Below are 15,061 nucleotides of genomic sequence, written 5' to 3'. Positions count from 1 at the left end.
GCCGCCACGCCACCCGATGTTCCGCCAGCCGTGCCAACACGGCGTGATTCGCCTCCCAACCATCCGGGCTGTGTTCGTTGGCCGCCTCCGGCGGCGTGCCGGACTCCGTCCGGCAGATGTGGGGCGTCGCGGTCCGCGCCGTTCGCGTGTGTGCTGTCTGCGTTCAGGGCCGCCACGTCACCCGGTGTTCCGCCAGCCGTGCCAACACGGCGTGATTCGCCTCCCAACCGTCAGGAAACTTCACCACCGTCCCCAGCTGCACCGGCTCCGTCGACGGATAGTCGTCCAGCAGCTCGCTCACCCCGGCCCGGCACACCACGATGCACGCGTGCCGGTGGCGGGAGGCGAGGACGCACAGGCGGCCCGTCTCCAGGTGGAAGGCGGTGGCGTCGGGGCGGCCGGAGAGGGGGTGGAGGACGACCGTGACGTCGTACTCGCGGCCCTGGAGGCGATTCGCTGTGTCGACGGTGACGTCCGTCACGCCCAGCTCGGCCAGTGCCGCCCGGACCGCCGCCGCCTGGTCCCGGTGTGCCGTGCCGACCGCGATCCGGTCGGCGGTCAGGGGCGCGGGATCGGGCGAGCGCTCGGAGGTTGCCGCGCCGCCCCGGTCCAGGAAGCGCCGTACGACCGTCGCCACCGCCCGTACCGCCTCGGGGTCCGTGCGCGGCGTGTGCCGGGCGGGCAGTTCCAGCAGGCCCCAGCCCGCCTCCGCCGCCTCGTCGATCACCCGGTCGGGGCCCGAGCCGTCCGACGGGACCGCGAAGGCGAGCCGCCGGTCGTCGTGGCCGGTGCCGCTGCGGAACGGCGTGTACGGGTAGAAGGCGTCGGAGACGAGGGGCGCGGCGGACGCCGGGAGCCGCCAGGACACCGGCAGGCGGTGTTGCGGCAGCTCGGGGTTGTGGGCCAGGAGGGTGGTGACGGCGGACGCCGACGGGTCGTACGACAGGCCCGCCCACTGCTCGCTGCCCACGATCGCGAACGGGTCCAGCTGACCCGGGTCGCCCACGAACAGCGCCCGCTCGAACAGCCCGGCCACGGCGAGCAGCGAGTCCGAGCGCATCTGGTACGCCTCGTCGACGATCGCATGCCGCCAGGGCTCGTCGACCTTGACGTGCCCCCACTTGGCCGCCGTGGAGATGACGACCGAGAGGCCGGTCAGGTCGCCCGCCTTTGCCGACTTGCGTACGTTCGGCAGGTCGTCCAGCGCCTTGTCGTACGGGTCGGCGTCGCTGCTGTGCAGCCGGCCCACCGGCAGCTCGGGGTTCTTCTCGGCGAGCCTCAGCACCAGGTCGTCGACCTGGGCGTTGGTCTGCGCGACGACCATCAGCGGGCGCCCCGCCTCGGCGAGTTCGAGGGCCGCGCGGACTACGAGCGTGGACTTGCCGGCGCCGGGCGGGGAGTCGACGACGACACCGCGCGCGGTGCCGTGCAGGGTGTCGTGGAGGATCGCGTCGGTGGCCCTTGTCGCCGCGGCACCGGGGTCGAACACGGCGGTCACAGCACGTCCTCCTGGGTCAGGGCATCGGCGGCCTCGGGCACCTGCTCGCCGGGCGGCCCGCCGTGCGTCCACGGCGTCTGCTCCGGGTCGGGCAGCTTTGCGCCGCCCCGCTGCTCGTGCTCGAACAGCGTGAAGCAGATCAGGTCGTCCTTCTCCGGCACGGAGCCCTCCTCCGGCTCCTTGCCGCGGCCCATCTTGTCGAGCACCCGCAGCACGACCAGGGCGCTCCCGTCGTCCGGGGCGTCCTCCGGGGCCTTCTCGTAGCCGACGAACTCAGCCGCCTGCGGCTTCCCGCCCAGCGACCGGAACACCTTGGCGCGCTCGCCCAGATGCGGCCGGTCGTCCGTGCGGACGGTGACCAGCGGGCGCGGGCTCGGCCGCTTGCCCTCGCTGTACGCCATCACTACCTCGGTGACCTCGCCCGCGAACGCCTCCCCGGCCAGCCGCCGCCCCGCCATCACCAGCGGGTCGTCGAGCGCCTCCTGCGCCTCCAGCCGGGCCTGTTCGCGCTCGCGTGCGGCAAGCTTGTTGGCGGCGGTGACCGCGTCGTCGCGGCGCGGCTGCGGGGGTTCGCCGGCCAGGACACGGTCACGGTGGCCCGTGAAGGACCAGCGGTCGCGGGTCCACCGCTCCTCGACGTGCTGACCGGCCTCGGGCAGGCGGGAACGCAGCAGGTCCAGGCCCCGCCACACCGCGTCCCAGGTGGGCCGGGTCCGGCTCTCGACCAGGGCGCGGATCTCACGCTCGGCCGCGGTGAGGTCACCGAGGCGGTCGTCGGCCTCCAGGCCGTCCTCGGCGGCGGCGAGAGCCGTACGGGCGCGGTCGTAGCGCTCGATGGCGGGGGCGAGGAGCTTGTTGTCGAACGCCGGGTCGGTGGCGGGGCCCGCGGGCGGGCACAGCAGCTGGCCGTCCCGGTCGCGCGCGAGTTCCGCCCGCAGTGCTGCTTCGGCGCCCGTCGAAGCGGACTGGGGGTCCCCCCGCTCGAGCGAAGTCGAGAGTGGGGGAGGGTCGATCCAGGCGAGCAGCGCGCCCAGGTGCTGGTCCTCCAGGGTGGACTGGCCGGTCGCCCAGTGCCGGGCCAGTACGTCGGTCATGGCCAGCAGCAGTGAGGAGCCCGGTACGCGGGCGCGCTCGCCGAAGTGAGTCAGCCAGCGGCCGAGCAGCGGCACACGCGGGGGCGCGGGGTAGGGGGTCTCCGGGTCCTGCTCCGCCGTACGCCGGAAACGCATGGAGCGGCCCAGGAGCCGTACGAAGTCGACGCCCGCGCGGCTCGGCACGATCAACTGCGGGGCGTCCGCGCACAGTTCGACCTCGACCTTGACCCGCTTGCCGGTCTCCGGGTCGGTCTCGCCCCGCTCGGCCGCCTCGACGTCGTCGGCGTAGGTGTCGATGTACGGCAGGACGACGTCCGCCAGCTCGGACAGGAACGCGAACCTGAGCTCCCGGTCGCGCGGCTGCGGCACGACCAGCAGGTGCGGGGCGTCCCGGTCGGTGCCGACCAGCGCGCCGAGCGGGGCGCCGGCCTCACCGGCGGTGGTGAGGGGCACGAAGACCAGGGGCCGGTCGGACAGGCGCCGGTGGCGGACGGTGGCGGCGGGCTGGGCGCGGCCGGTGCTGACGGCTTCCATGCGGGCGAGGGTGGCGATCAGTGACACGGGGCCACCGCCTCCGTGCCGAGGGCTTCCGCCTCATGGCCGAGGGCTTCCGCCTCATTGCCGAGGGTCTCGGCTTCCCGGCCGAGGGCCTCGGCACGCAGCCGCGCCGCCCTGCGCAGGGCCGCCACCGCCGGGTCGTCCGGGTCGCCGGACTCGCCGCGGGCCGCCGACAGGACCCCCTCGACCGTCGTCAGGCCGCCCAGCTCGGCCCGCACCGAACGGCCCAGCGACGTCACCGCGCCGGACGCACGGGCACGGGCGCGGCAGTGGAAGGCCAGCTCGCAGGCGGACAGACATTCGGGCGCATACGTCGCCGGGACCGCCTCGACGGCGGCCGTCAGGTCGGCGGCGGGCAGCTCGGGGGAGAAGCAGGTGCCGGCGGGGAGCGTGTCGGCGATGTCCTCGATGCGGGTGAGGCGGGCCAGCTGGCGGGCGGTCACCGCGCGCTGCTTGCGGACGTCGACGGCGGAGGCGGTGGGCAGGTTGGAGAAGTCCTTGGGGCAGACCAGGAGGACGCGATGGCGCACGCGCGGAGCGGGGTCGCTGTCGCCGAGGCGGGCGGCGATCTGCTCCAGCGCCAGCACGTACACCGCCGCCTGCCGTGCCGCCGCGCCCACCTTGGCGGGGTCCGCCGAGCCGTCCAGCATCGGGAACGACTTGATCTCCACGACCGTCCAGCTGCCGTCCGGGTGCACGACGACCGCGTCCGGCTCCAGGAAGGCGGGCGAGCCGGCGACGTCCAGCGCGAGCATCGGGTGGTCGAGCAGGGTCCACTCGCCGCGTGTCTCGGTGGCCTCCCGCAGCGCCAGTGCCGTACGGGCCGTGCGGCCCTCGGGGCCGGTCGCGGTGAGCTCGGGCACGCGCGCGTGGGCGGGCGGTTCGGCCGAGCGGTCCAGCTTCTCGTGCACCAGGCGCAGCAGCTCCGCGCCGCCGTCCGCCTTGACCTTGGCCTCGAAGGCGTTCCCGCGCGTGAAGGCGAACTGGGACTGCCCGAACACCGACGGCGAGCCCAGCGCGCTCGCCAGCGCCGCCTTGTTCACCCCGGCGCCGTCCAGGATCGCGCGCCGCTTGCAGCCGGGGTTGGCGGCGAGGGCGGCCAGGGCGCGTGCATCCAGCGCCTTGGCCGCTATGTCGGGACCGCGCAGCTCAGCGAGCCGGTGCCGGAGCGCCGTCCCCCGCGTCCTGGGGAGAGGCACTCGGCTCGGCTCCGGATCCGAGGCGGGACTCGCGCTGCCGTGGAATTCGCTCACCCGCGGAAGTCTGGCATCCGGCACTGACAATTGAGGAAGATGCGACGCCAGAGCCCACCGGGACGCCCTCGCCGGAGCCCGTCGCGACCGCGTCGCCGGACGCCGTCGCAACCGGCGCCACCTCCGCCCCGAACCGCGACCGGACCCGGTCCGCCGTCCGCAGGACGTACGGCGTCAGCAGCAGTCCGACGCCCATCACGGCGGCGCCCGCGGCCGCGTCGAGGAAGTAGTGGTTGGCGGTGCCCATCACGACGATCGTGGTGATCAGGGGGTAGGCGACGGCCGCCGCCTTCGTGAGACGCGTCCCGCCGTACCGCCACAGCATCACGCCGCACCACAGCGCCCAGCCGACGTGCAGGCTCGGCATGGCCGCGTACTGGTTCGTCATGCCGCCGAGACCCCTGGGCGCGCTCGCCTCACCGCCCCACCAGCCGTACGAGCTGTACTGGGCCATCGTGTCCACGAAGCCGTAGCTCTCGGCGAGCAGCCGGGGCGGGCAGGTGGGCAGCAGGGTGAAGCCGATCAGGCCGATGAAGGTCGACGTCATCAGCCAGGTGCGGGCCGCGCGGTAGTGCACGGTGCGGGACCTGAAGATCCAGACCAGGAGCACGGGCGTGACCAGGTAGTGCAGCGACGCGTACCAGAAGTCGGCCGGGACGCCGATCCAGGGCTCGCGGGTGAAGAGGCGGTTGAGGGGGTGCTCCGCGTTGAGGTGCAGGGCCTTCTCGATGTCCAGGATCGCGAGGCCGTGGTCGACGGCGCTGCTGACATCGCCCCGGGCGAGGAGCCGGCCGGCCGAATAGCAGGCGTAGACCAGCAGGATCAGCGGCAGCTCGGTCCACCAGCGCAGGCGGGTCCGCGGCGTCGCCTCCACGCCAGCTGTCTCGGCGTGTGGCATCCGATCGCCTCCCCCTTCTTGTCGCGGCGCCCGGTGGACGGGTCGAACCACTTTACGGTGTACGCGTGCGCCCCCTTCGGGCGCCCCGGCCCTCAAGACGCAGAGATCGCCCCCCGGGTTGCCCGCGCACAGCGTGCGCGATGATGGACGGGTTCCGCCTCTCATTTCTCCCGGAAGGTCGCTCCATGGCACCGCGCATCCTGCTGGCCCGGCACGGACAGACGGCATGGTCGCTGGCCGGCAAGCACACGGGCCGGACCGACGTGCCGCTGCTGGAGGAGGGCCGCAGGGGCGCGAAGCTGCTGGGTGAGCGCCTGCACCGGCCGCCGTTCGACGGGCCGGCGGGGGCAGGGGTCGAGGTCCGCACCAGCCCCCTGTCACGCGCGCGTGAGACATGCGAACTCGCCGGCTTCGGCGAACGCGCGCATACCTGGGACACGCTCATGGAGTGGGACTACGGCGCCTACGAGGGCATGACACCGGCGGACATCCAGGCCGTACGGCCCGGCTGGCTCATCTGGCGTGACGGCGTGCCCGAGGGCGAGAGCCTCGCCGAGGTGACCGCCCGGGCCGACGAGGTGGTGGCGTGGGCGCGCGAGGCGGACCGGGACGTGCTGGTGTTCGCGCACGGCCACATACTCCGCTCCATAGGCGCGCGCTGGCTGGGGCTGCCGCTCGACTTCGCCGCACGGATCCGGCTCAATCCCACGTCGCTGTCGGTGCTGGGATGGGCGTACGGGGAGCCCGCGATCGAGAGCTGGAACGACCTGGGGCACTTGGTGGCGTAAGGGCGGCCCGGCGCCGGCAGGGTGCCGTCGGCTACGCCATGCGGGGCACGCTCGCGTGCCTCTCCAGGAACGCCGACACCCCGCTCGCCCGCCGGTGCGGCAGCAGGACCCGTGCCGTCCCCGCCAGCATCGTCTTCACCCGCGACGACTGCACCAGGTCCAGCAGGTCCAGCACCCGCATCCCGGCCGCTGCGGCCTCGTCGGGAAGTCCCCCGCGGGCCAGGTCGTCCGCCAGTTCCGCCGTGTACAGCGCGATGTTGCGCGTGAAGTGCGGGTCCTGGAGTTGCGCCGCCCGCCCGGCGTGCCGCGCCGCCCGCCGCCAGTTGCCCAGCGTCGACCAGCACTGCGCCTCCAGGGCCTCCAGCTCGGCCTCTCCGTAGAAGCTCATCCACTCGGGGTCGGCGTCGGAGTGGCCCCGCCCGAAGAAGGCCACCGCGCGCGCGAGGGCCTGTTCGCAGCCGGTGCGGTCGGCGAGTCCCGCCCAGCCGCCCGCCTCGCGCAGCGCGAGCAGGGACATCAGCCGGGGGGAGCCCAGGGGCCGCGCGACGCGTTGCGCGGCCTGCGCCGCCCGGACCGCCTCGCGCGGCCGGCCCGCGTCGCGCGCGAGGAACGACGTGTTGCAGAAGGCGTGCGCCTCCAGCGCCGGGTCGCCCGCCATACGGGCCGTCGCCAACGCCTCCGCGTAGTGCGAGCGTGCGTCGTCGAACCGCCCCGAGTCGTGCGCCAGCCACCCCACCGAGATGGCCAGTTCACCCGCGCCCGAGTGGAGCCGGTCGCCGGTTGCCTGCCGGGTCGTACCGGCGTCGAGCAGCGCGTAGGCGGCGCGCAGCGGGGCGGCGGCCCTCCGGTAGAGGCCGTCGGCGCCGTGCCGGTCGTCGAGCAGCCGGATGCGGCGTACGGCTTCCTCGAGCGCGTCCGCCTCGCGCCCCCCGACACGTCTGACGGGACGCTCCGCGGCCGCGGCGTCGAAGGTGAGCCCCAGGGGGCCCAGCGAGGCGGCGGCCACCGTGGCGCCCCCGCCGGTCATGAATGCGCGACGCAGCACGTCGCTCTCCTCGTGGATCTCGTCGTTCTCGTGGTTCTGCTGTGCGCCGTACAGTTCGTACAGTTCGTACAGCTCGTGCGGGTCCTGCGGGTCCTGCGGTTCTTGTGGGACATACGGCTCGTCGGCCCCACACGTCTCACTTGTGGCGTGCGCCGAGCTCGTGGTGTGCACGAGGGGCGCGTCCTCGTCGGTGCGCGCCCGGCGTCCGCGTACGGACGAGCGGGGCGCGAAGCCGAGGTCGGTGAGCGTGCGACCGGGGAACATGTGCAGGAACACCCGTTCGTACGCATAGTTGGGGCAGCGAATCTCGCCGGCCTCGACTCGTCCGACGTAACGCGCGTCACAGCTGACCCGCTCGCCGATCTCGCGGGCGGCCCGTCGTACCGCCGCGGCGAACTCGGCCGGCGAGCGCTGTCCGCGCAGCTGCCGGAACGCGAGATTCGGCCGCGGTGGCCTGGGGTGCTGGGACGAGGTCAGCTCTGACGACGCCATGGCCGGGTCCTCTCGTGCGAACCGTCGAACCATGCCGGAGCGAGGACGAGTTGAACCGAATATCCGTGTGGTGCCCTTGTCTCCGGCGGGCAAGAACGTACCTGCTGTAGCGGAGCCGCCACGCTGTGTTTGGCTACAAAACCGGATATCTCATACGTGATCTGCCATGAACTGCCATCCTTTGCGGCTGACTTCCGCCGTAGCCGTTGACGTCGCGAGGCGTTGAACTCTTCGGACTGCAAAAGGGGTTCCGTGGTGGAGGTCGTGATGAAGGCCAGCCAGAGCGTCGTTCCTCGTACGCCATCGACGACGGCGGGGCATGCGCCGACAGCAGAGTTCAGCGAGCCGCCGGAGGTGGGCTGCGACGTGGTCACAGTCCCGGCGCGGCAGGGCCTGGAGGCGGTCGACATCCTGCGGCGGGGCGCCGGGGACGGGGTGGGACCCGTGCTGCACGACGACGGTGGCGACACCCTGGGTTTCGTGGTCCCGCCGGGCACGGCGGCTGCCTGGGACGTCCCGGGCAGCACCTGTACGGAGACCGACGGTCGGGGGCTCAGTCTGGACCCGCACCCCGAGCCGCCGGTCGAGGGCTCGGACTGGCTTCTGCCGCCCGGGGAGGCGGACCTGGCGACCGATCCCGCGGTCCTGCGGGCGGCGCTGGGGGAGGCGGCGCGGTTGATCGAGGCGGCCGACAACTGTCGGTGACGCGTGGTCGCCGGTGAGGTACGGACCGACGGCGGGTGGGAGTGCCCGTACCCCCTGATAATGGCTGCGTGGGAAAGTCCAGGAACCCCCGGCGCTCCGGCGCAGCCGTCCCCTCCGTCGTCGAGGCCGTCGACGGCGGCCTCGCCGAGCTCATACCCGACCGGGACCGGGCGCGGGCCTGGACGCTGCTGATCGACGGGGCCCCGCAGTCGCACGTGGATCTCGACGACCCCGCCTACCTCTCCTTCGAGTACCAGCGCCGCCTCGGGCACGTCATCGACCTCGCCGCCCCGCCCGGCAAACCCGTCCAGGCCGTGCACCTCGGCGGTGGCGCCCTCACCCTCGCCCGTTACGTCGCCGCCACCCGCCCCCGCTCCACCCAGCAGGTCGTCGAGCGCGACGCGACCCTCGTCCAACTGATCCGCCGTCAGCTGCCGTTGGACCGAGGCGCCCGCATCCGGGTGCGGTCCGTCGACGCGCGCGAAGGGCTCGCCAAGGTGCCCGACGGATGGGCCGACCTCGTCATCGCCGACGTCTTCAGCGGGGCCCGCACCCCGGCCCACCTCACTTCGACCGAGTTCCTCGACGAGGTCCGCCGGGCGCTGAAACCCGGTGGCTGGTACGCCGCCAACCTCGCCGACGGGCCGCCGCTCACGCATCTGCGCGGCCAGATCGCCACCGCCGCCGCCCGGTTCGCCGAGCTGGCGCTGGTCGCCGACCCGACCGTGCTGCGCGGCAAACGCTTCGGCAACGCCGTCCTTCTCGCCGCCGACCTGCCGCTCCCGGTCGCCGAACTGACCCGCCGCGCCGCGTCCGACCCGCACCCGGGCCGGGTCGAACACGGCAGGTCCCTCACCGACTTCACGGGTGGTGCCGTACCGGTCACGGACGCGGCGGCGGTCGCGTCACCGGCGCCACCGGCATCTGTGTTCCGCTGAGCCCGGCCGCCCGCGGCCTAGTAGTTCCCGATCTCCACCCGTGGCGGCCCGTCGTGCCACGTGCAGAACACCGACACCCGGTCCGCGCCCGAGCCGAACTCCACCCGGATCCACGTCTCCGTCTTCCACACCTGCATCGACCAGCCCGCGCCCGGGGTGGCGGAGACGAGGGTCGCGGAGGTCTCGCCGATGTCGAAGACCACGCGGCCGCCGTCGGTGTCGTAGCTCTTGACCTGGCCGGACGTGGTGGGCGACGGACTGGTGCTCTTCGGTGGTGTCTTCGAGGGGGTGGGCGTGCGGGGCGTCCCGGTCGGCTTCGGCGAGGGGTTCGAGGGATTCGAGGGGTTCTTCGAGGGGGTCGGCCGATTCGTCGACGACGCCAGCGGCTTCGACTCCTGGGTCGTAGCGTCGGCCGCCGTGATGGGCAGGGCGCGCGGCCGGTCGTACACCGTGCCCGCCATCACCGTGTGGACACCCCACCACGACAGCGTGACCGCCGCGCCCGTGGCGAGCGACCAAGCGAGTACGTGTACGAGTCCTCTGCGCATCGCGGGCCATACTGCCTCACGCGTCCCGGACGTGTCGCGCGGTTGTGCGCCGGGGTGGAGTTGCCCACAGGGGTGCCCACAGGAGTGCGGTTGTCCACAGGCGGCAAGTTGTCCACAGGCCCGGACCGGGCTCGCTCGCATGGCGTACGGTGCGGCGCATGGCAAGTGTGCTCGTGGTCGAGGACGACCAGTTCGTACGCTCGGCGCTCATCCGGCACCTGACCGACGCCGCCCACACGGTGCGCAGCGTCGGTACGGCACTGGAGGCGCTGCGCGAGGTCGCCCATTTCCGTTTCGACCTGGTGATCCTGGACCTCGGACTGCCCGATCTGGACGGCTCCGAGGCCCTGAAGATGCTGCGCGGCATCACGGACGTACCGGTGATCATCGCCACGGCACGGGACGACGAGGCGGAGATCGTCCGGCTGCTGAACGCCGGGGCGGACGACTATCTGACCAAGCCGTTCTCGGTCGAGCACCTGTCGGCCCGGATGGCCGCCGTCCTGCGCCGGGCCCGGTCGGGCAGCGGGGAGGCCACCCCGTCGAGCGTGCTCCGCGTCGGCGGCCTGACCGTCGATCCGCTGCGCCGCCAGGCCGAGTTGGACGGCGTGAGCCTGGACCTGACCCGCCGCGAGTTCGACCTGCTGGCCTTCCTGGCCGGACGGCCGGGGGTCGTCGTACCGCGCAAGGAACTGCTCGCCGAGGTGTGGCAGCAGTCGTACGGCGACGATCAGACCATCGACGTCCATCTGTCCTGGCTGCGCCGCAAACTGGGCGAGACGGCCGCGAGCCCGCGCTATCTGCACACCCTGCGGGGAGTCGGCGTGAAGCTGGAGCCACCGCTGTGAGGTGGGCACTGGTCAAGGTCTGTCTGGCGGTCACCACCATGGTCGTGGTCGCCTTCGCCGTGCCGCTCGGACTCGTCATCCGGGAGATGGCCCGCGACCGCGCCTTCTCCAACGCCGAGCGGGAGGCCGCGGCCGTCGCCCCGGCGCTGTCCATCACCACCGACCGGGACCAGCTGGAGCGGGTTGTCGCCTCGGCCGGGTCGGACGCGGGCATGGCCGTGCACATACCGGCCGCCGGTGACACGGCCGCCGTCGACCTCGGCCGGCAGCGCGCCGCCGCCGATGACATCGCGACCGTACGGCGGCTGGGGCGCGCCTCCACCAGCGAGGTGCCCGGCGGGTCCACGCTGCTCCAGCCGGTCGCGCTGAGCTCCGGCGAGATCGCCGTCGTCGAGGTGTACGTCCCCGACTCCGAGGTCACCAACGGCCTCACCACGGCCTGGGCGGTGCTGGCCGGGGTCGGCGTCGCGCTGATCGTCGGGTCGGTCGCGGTCGCCGACCGGCTGGGGGTACGGATGGTGCGGCCCGCGCAGCGCCTGGTCGAGGGTGCGCACGAGCTGGGGGAGGGCAAGCTGGGCGCCCGGGTGCCCGAGGAGGGGCCGACCGAACTGCGGCTGGCGGCGGTCGCGTTCAACTCGATGGCCGACCAGGTCGTACAACTCCTCGCGAACGAGCGCGAGCTGGCGGCCGACCTGTCCCATCGCCTGCGCACCCCGCTGACCGTGCTGCGCCTGAACGCGGCCTCGCTCGGGGACGGCCCGGCCGCCGAGCAGACCCGGGCTGCCGTCGCCCAGCTGGAGCGCGAGGTCGACACCATCATCCGTACGGCCCGGGATGCCAAGCCGCAGACGGTGGCGGCCGGTCCGGGCGCCGGGTGCGACGCGGCCGAGGTGGTGCGCGAGCGCATGGAGTTCTGGTCGGCGCTGGCGGAGGACGAGGACCGCAAGGTGCGGCTGGCCGGCGTGGACCGGCCGGTGCGGATACCCGTGGCCCGGGCGGATCTGGCCGCCGCGCTGGACGCCCTGCTCGGCAACGTCTTCCGGCACACGCCCGAGGGCACGGCCTTCGCGGTCGACGTGCACAACGGCGAGGACGCGGTGATCGTGCTCGTCTCGGACGCCGGGCCCGGCATATCCGACCCCGAGGCGGCGATGGCGCGCGGGCGGGGTTCGGGCAGCGCCGGGTCGACCGGGCTCGGGCTCGACATCGTGCGGCAGCTCGCGGAGTCGACGGGCGGGGACGTGCGGATCGGGTCGTCGGTGCTGGGCGGGACCGAGGTGCGGATCTGGATCCAGCTGGCCGGGAGGGCACCCGTGCGCAGGGGACATCGGGGGACGGTGCGACGGCGCCGGTCGGGCAGATTGGTCTCTACCTTTAACCGTTCCCGATCCCTTCCTTAAGCGCGCCCTAAGATCCTCAACCCACGCCCCGATCAGGCCTTTTGCCCGAATCGGGATCGCTAGCGTGCTGCCGCACCCCACCCCCCGAACAGTGAAGGCAGGCACGCGCATGAGCACCCACCGGCGCAAGGTCAGTGGCAGGAACAAGGCGATCGGCGGCCTGGTGGCGGCGGCCGTGGTCGGCGGTGGCGCCATTCTGTTCACGGGTACCGCCCAGGCGGCCGGAATCGGGGCGGCGTACACGAAGACCAGTGACTGGTCGACGGGTTACACCGCGCAGTACGTCGTCACGAACAACAGTGGCCAGGCGGAGAAGGCCTGGAAGCTGGAGTTCGACCTGCCCTCGGGCTCGAGGCTGAGCTCCCTGTGGAACGCCGAGTCGAGCGTGAGCGGGCAGCACGTCACCGTCACGCCGCCGAAGTGGGACACGGACGGGCTGGCGGCCGGTGAGTCGGTGACGGTCGGCTTCGTGGTCAACGGCACGGGCGCGCCGACGGGTTGTCTGATCGACGACGCGAAGTGCTCCACGGACGACAGTGCGACACCCGAGCCGAGCGGCCGCCCGACGCAGTCCCCGACACCCACGGCGACCCCCGAGCCGACTGCGACCCCCAGCCAGAGCACGCCCCCGACCTCGACCCCCACCACCAAGCCCTCGGAGACCCCCGGCACCGGCACGGGCACCACCGCCGGCTTCGCCCCCTACATCGACACCTCCCTCTACCCGGCCTTCGACCTCCTGGCGAGTGCGGAGGCGACCGGCGTCAAGGACTACAACCTCGCCTTCATCACCGACGGCGGCGGCTGCACCCCGAAGTGGGGCGGCGTCACGGACCTCGGCGGCGACGCGGTGGCCGCGCAGATCGGCGACCTGCGTGCCAAGGGCGGCGACGTCCGCGTCTCCTTCGGCGGCGCGGCCGGCAGCGAGCTGGCGACGACCTGCTCCTCTGCGGACGCGCTGGCGGCGGCGTACGGCAAGGTCGTGGACGCGTACAAGCTGACCAAGGTCGACTTCGACGTCGAGGGCGGCGCACTGCCGGACACCACGGCCAACACACGCCGCGCCCAGGCGATAGCCAAGCTGCAAGCGGCCCACCCCGACCTGGACGTCTCCTTCACCCTCCCCGTCATGCCGGAGGGCCTGACCCAGCCGGGCGTCGACCTCCTCGCCAACGCCGAGCAGAACGGCGTGCAGATCAACACCGTCAACATCATGGCGATGGACTACGGCCCCGCGTACAGCGGCGACATGGGCACCTACGCCGAACAGGCGGCCACCGCCACCCAGGCCCAGATCAAGAGCGTGCTCGGCCTCTCCGAGAGCGCGGCCTGGAAGACGGTCGCCGTCACCCCGATGATCGGCGTCAACGACGTCACGACCGAGATCTTCAAGGTAGACGACGCCACGCAACTGGTGAACTTCGCCAAGTCCAAGGGCCTCGGGTGGCTGTCGATGTGGTCGGCGACCCGCGACAAGCAGTGCGCGGGCGGCGAGAAGCCGGCGGCCGACGCGACGTGCAGCTCGATCCTCCAGGACAAGTTCGCGTTCTCGAAGGCGTTCGCGACGTACGGCAAGTAGCCGAGCATCAGTCCGGCTGCGTACCCACAGCCAGTGCCGGGCGTCGTCGCGCAGGATGAGCTCGGAGTCGGCGAACCAGCGCACGGGCGCGCCATCGGGGTCCGCCCACGAGGGGTAGTCGGGGAGGGGCAGGCGCTCGAAGTGTTCCTCGATTCCCTGGAGGGTCTCGTCGTCCAGTTCGCGGTTGTCTGAGATGTCGTCGTCGGGATCTGCGGACAGCAGGGCCTCGGACAGGACCATTTCCACCGTTGCCCACGACAGACGCACCAGGAACGGCCTCCACGGCGTTCGGCCGCCGCGGGTGCGCTCGCGGAAGACCACCGGAGGATCCGGCTGCGTGAGCTGGGAGACGCGAATGCCCCAGAACGCGCAGTGCTGATTCTCGACGCGGAAGACCAGCATGTCCTCATCGAGCCGCAACTGATCGGGACTCAGCAGCCGGCCCTGGCGGCTGGTGAGATCGTCGCGCTGTCCCAGGAGGCGGTAGCAGGACGTCAGTGCGGCCGGAAGGCGAAGACCGAGCCGGTCCTCGGCCGCGGTGATCTGGGGAGGCCGACTCCGGATCGCGATCGCTACATCGCGGTCAGGTACGGCCCCTCGGTGGTCTTCTGCCACTGCATGGCTGTCAGACGGACGACGAAGTACACCGCGGCGCCCGCCGCGGCGATCTCCAGGGCGTCGGACACCATGTACTGCGTGACCGCGTCGCGCACTTCCACGAGGGTGTCGGCTCGGCCGAACTTCCTGTCGGCGTACCGGCCGAGCAGGGTGCTGGAAGCGAACAGCCCCCACCACAGATTCACCGGCCAGACCGGTGAACGGTAAGGCTCGCCGTCGGCCGGCAGCGGGGACGCGGCTCCCCACATGTCGAGGGCGATGCGATACGGCATCCACAGGTTCGCGATCGGGATGAACCAGGCCCCGATGGCCCATCCCGGGCCGTTGCGGAACCGGTCCGGTGCCAGCAGCCCGGTGCTGCGCCGCATCCGGAAGAACCAGACGACGAACATGACGGCACAGGGAACGTACGCGGAGATCTGGATTCTTCCGGCCGTCTCGTACTGCGCATACGCGGCGTCCAGTTGCCCTTGCGGGGCGGCGACGAAGCCGAAGTCCCCTTCGACCAGGGTGTACAGCCGGACACCCGCATACACGGCGAACACATCACTGAGGGCCGTCGCCGCGAGCAACGCCGACACCGTGATGAGCATCCAGCGCGACTGGCGCGGGATCGGGCGGGGCAGCAGGGCATGCGGTGGTGGATTCTCGAACTCGGACATGACGGAGGCCCCCCACGGGCAAGGAAAAGGAACTGCGACGGCCCGCGGAAGATCGCGTGCGATGGCACCGTACGCCTGACCTGCCATTTCGTCCATGCCGATTCCGGCAGCCAGGCACGGATGTCGACTGGGCCAAC

At 72.5% G+C, this 15,061-nt stretch carries 13 protein-coding genes; 6 read left to right on the top strand and 7 right to left on the bottom strand.

Annotation, left to right across the window (positions count from 1 at the left end; genetic code table 11):
- Nucleotides 1-163 precede the first annotated feature (163 nt).
- The 4 genes from ADL12_RS16760 to ADL12_RS16745 are packed head-to-tail and all read right to left on the bottom strand — an operon-like array spanning nt 164 to nt 5,301.
- On the bottom strand, nt 164-1,498 hold the full coding sequence (locus tag ADL12_RS16760) for an AAA domain-containing protein (RefSeq protein WP_062703186.1): 1,335 nt from the start codon (nt 1,496-1,498) through the stop codon (nt 164-166).
- Complete coding sequence (locus tag ADL12_RS16755; RefSeq protein WP_062703178.1) at nt 1,495-3,153, bottom strand: hypothetical protein; 1,659 nt, start codon at nt 3,151-3,153, stop codon at nt 1,495-1,497. Before ADL12_RS16755 ends, ADL12_RS16760 begins: the two co-directional genes overlap by 4 nt.
- Nucleotides 3,144-4,349: a hypothetical protein gene (locus ADL12_RS16750; protein WP_062703176.1), complete on the bottom strand. Its 1,206-nt coding sequence runs from the start codon at nt 4,347-4,349 to the stop codon at nt 3,144-3,146. The genes ADL12_RS16755 and ADL12_RS16750 overlap by 10 nt, the downstream gene beginning before the upstream one ends.
- Nucleotides 4,300-5,301, bottom strand: a complete 1,002-nt coding sequence (locus ADL12_RS16745; RefSeq protein ID WP_062703174.1) for a phosphatase PAP2 family protein — start codon at nt 5,299-5,301, stop codon at nt 4,300-4,302. Before ADL12_RS16745 ends, ADL12_RS16750 begins: the two co-directional genes overlap by 50 nt.
- Before the next feature lie 185 nt (nt 5,302-5,486).
- On the opposite strand from ADL12_RS16745, the gene ADL12_RS16740 reads away from it, so the two are divergent.
- Nucleotides 5,487-6,089 (top strand): histidine phosphatase family protein, encoded by a 603-nt coding sequence (locus ADL12_RS16740; RefSeq protein WP_062703172.1) that lies wholly within the window; start codon nt 5,487-5,489, stop codon nt 6,087-6,089.
- A 31-nt stretch (nt 6,090-6,120) separates the two neighbouring features.
- Here ADL12_RS16740 and ADL12_RS16735 read toward each other — a convergent pair whose 3' ends face one another.
- Complete coding sequence (locus tag ADL12_RS16735; protein WP_062703170.1) at nt 6,121-7,626, bottom strand: NsdA family TPR-like regulatory protein; 1,506 nt, start codon at nt 7,624-7,626, stop codon at nt 6,121-6,123.
- Between the two features lie 267 nt (nt 7,627-7,893).
- On the opposite strand from ADL12_RS16735, the gene ADL12_RS16730 reads away from it, so the two are divergent.
- Together ADL12_RS16730 and ADL12_RS16725 are read left to right on the top strand one after the other, a co-directional pair.
- Nucleotides 7,894-8,331: a hypothetical protein gene (locus tag ADL12_RS16730; protein WP_244187915.1), complete on the top strand. Its 438-nt coding sequence runs from the start codon at nt 7,894-7,896 to the stop codon at nt 8,329-8,331.
- 68 nt (nt 8,332-8,399) lie between these two features.
- A complete protein-coding gene (locus tag ADL12_RS16725) occupies nt 8,400-9,269 on the top strand; it encodes a spermidine synthase (protein WP_062703166.1) in 870 nt (289 codons plus the stop codon).
- Nucleotides 9,270-9,286: 17 nt separating this feature from the next.
- Here ADL12_RS16725 and ADL12_RS16720 read toward each other — a convergent pair whose 3' ends face one another.
- A complete protein-coding gene (locus tag ADL12_RS16720) occupies nt 9,287-9,817 on the bottom strand; it encodes a hypothetical protein (protein ID WP_062703164.1) in 531 nt (176 codons plus the stop codon).
- 158 nt (nt 9,818-9,975) lie between these two features.
- Between ADL12_RS16720 and ADL12_RS16715 the strand changes: the two genes are divergently transcribed.
- The 3 genes from ADL12_RS16715 to ADL12_RS16705 all read left to right on the top strand — a co-directional run bounded on the left by ADL12_RS16715 (nt 9,976) and on the right by ADL12_RS16705 (nt 13,644).
- A complete protein-coding gene (locus ADL12_RS16715; protein WP_062703162.1) occupies nt 9,976-10,665 on the top strand; it encodes a response regulator transcription factor in 690 nt (229 codons plus the stop codon).
- Nucleotides 10,662-12,065 (top strand): HAMP domain-containing sensor histidine kinase, encoded by a 1,404-nt coding sequence (locus ADL12_RS16710; protein WP_062703160.1) that lies wholly within the window; start codon nt 10,662-10,664, stop codon nt 12,063-12,065. The genes ADL12_RS16715 and ADL12_RS16710 overlap by 4 nt, the downstream gene beginning before the upstream one ends.
- 109 nt (nt 12,066-12,174) lie before the next feature.
- Entirely contained in the window at nt 12,175-13,644 is a 1,470-nt protein-coding gene (locus ADL12_RS16705; RefSeq protein ID WP_062703158.1) for a glycoside hydrolase family 18 protein, read from the top strand.
- Between the two features lie 572 nt (nt 13,645-14,216).
- Here the strand turns inward: ADL12_RS16705 and ADL12_RS16700 are convergent.
- Nucleotides 14,217-14,924 (bottom strand): DUF4328 domain-containing protein, encoded by a 708-nt coding sequence (locus tag ADL12_RS16700; protein WP_244187914.1) that lies wholly within the window; start codon nt 14,922-14,924, stop codon nt 14,217-14,219.
- Nucleotides 14,925-15,061: the final 137 nt, after the last annotated feature.

Source organism: Streptomyces regalis (assembly GCF_001509475.1).
Lineage (GTDB): Bacteria > Actinomycetota > Actinomycetes > Streptomycetales > Streptomycetaceae > Streptomyces > Streptomyces regalis.
This window is presented reverse-complemented; position numbering and strand designations above follow the sequence as displayed.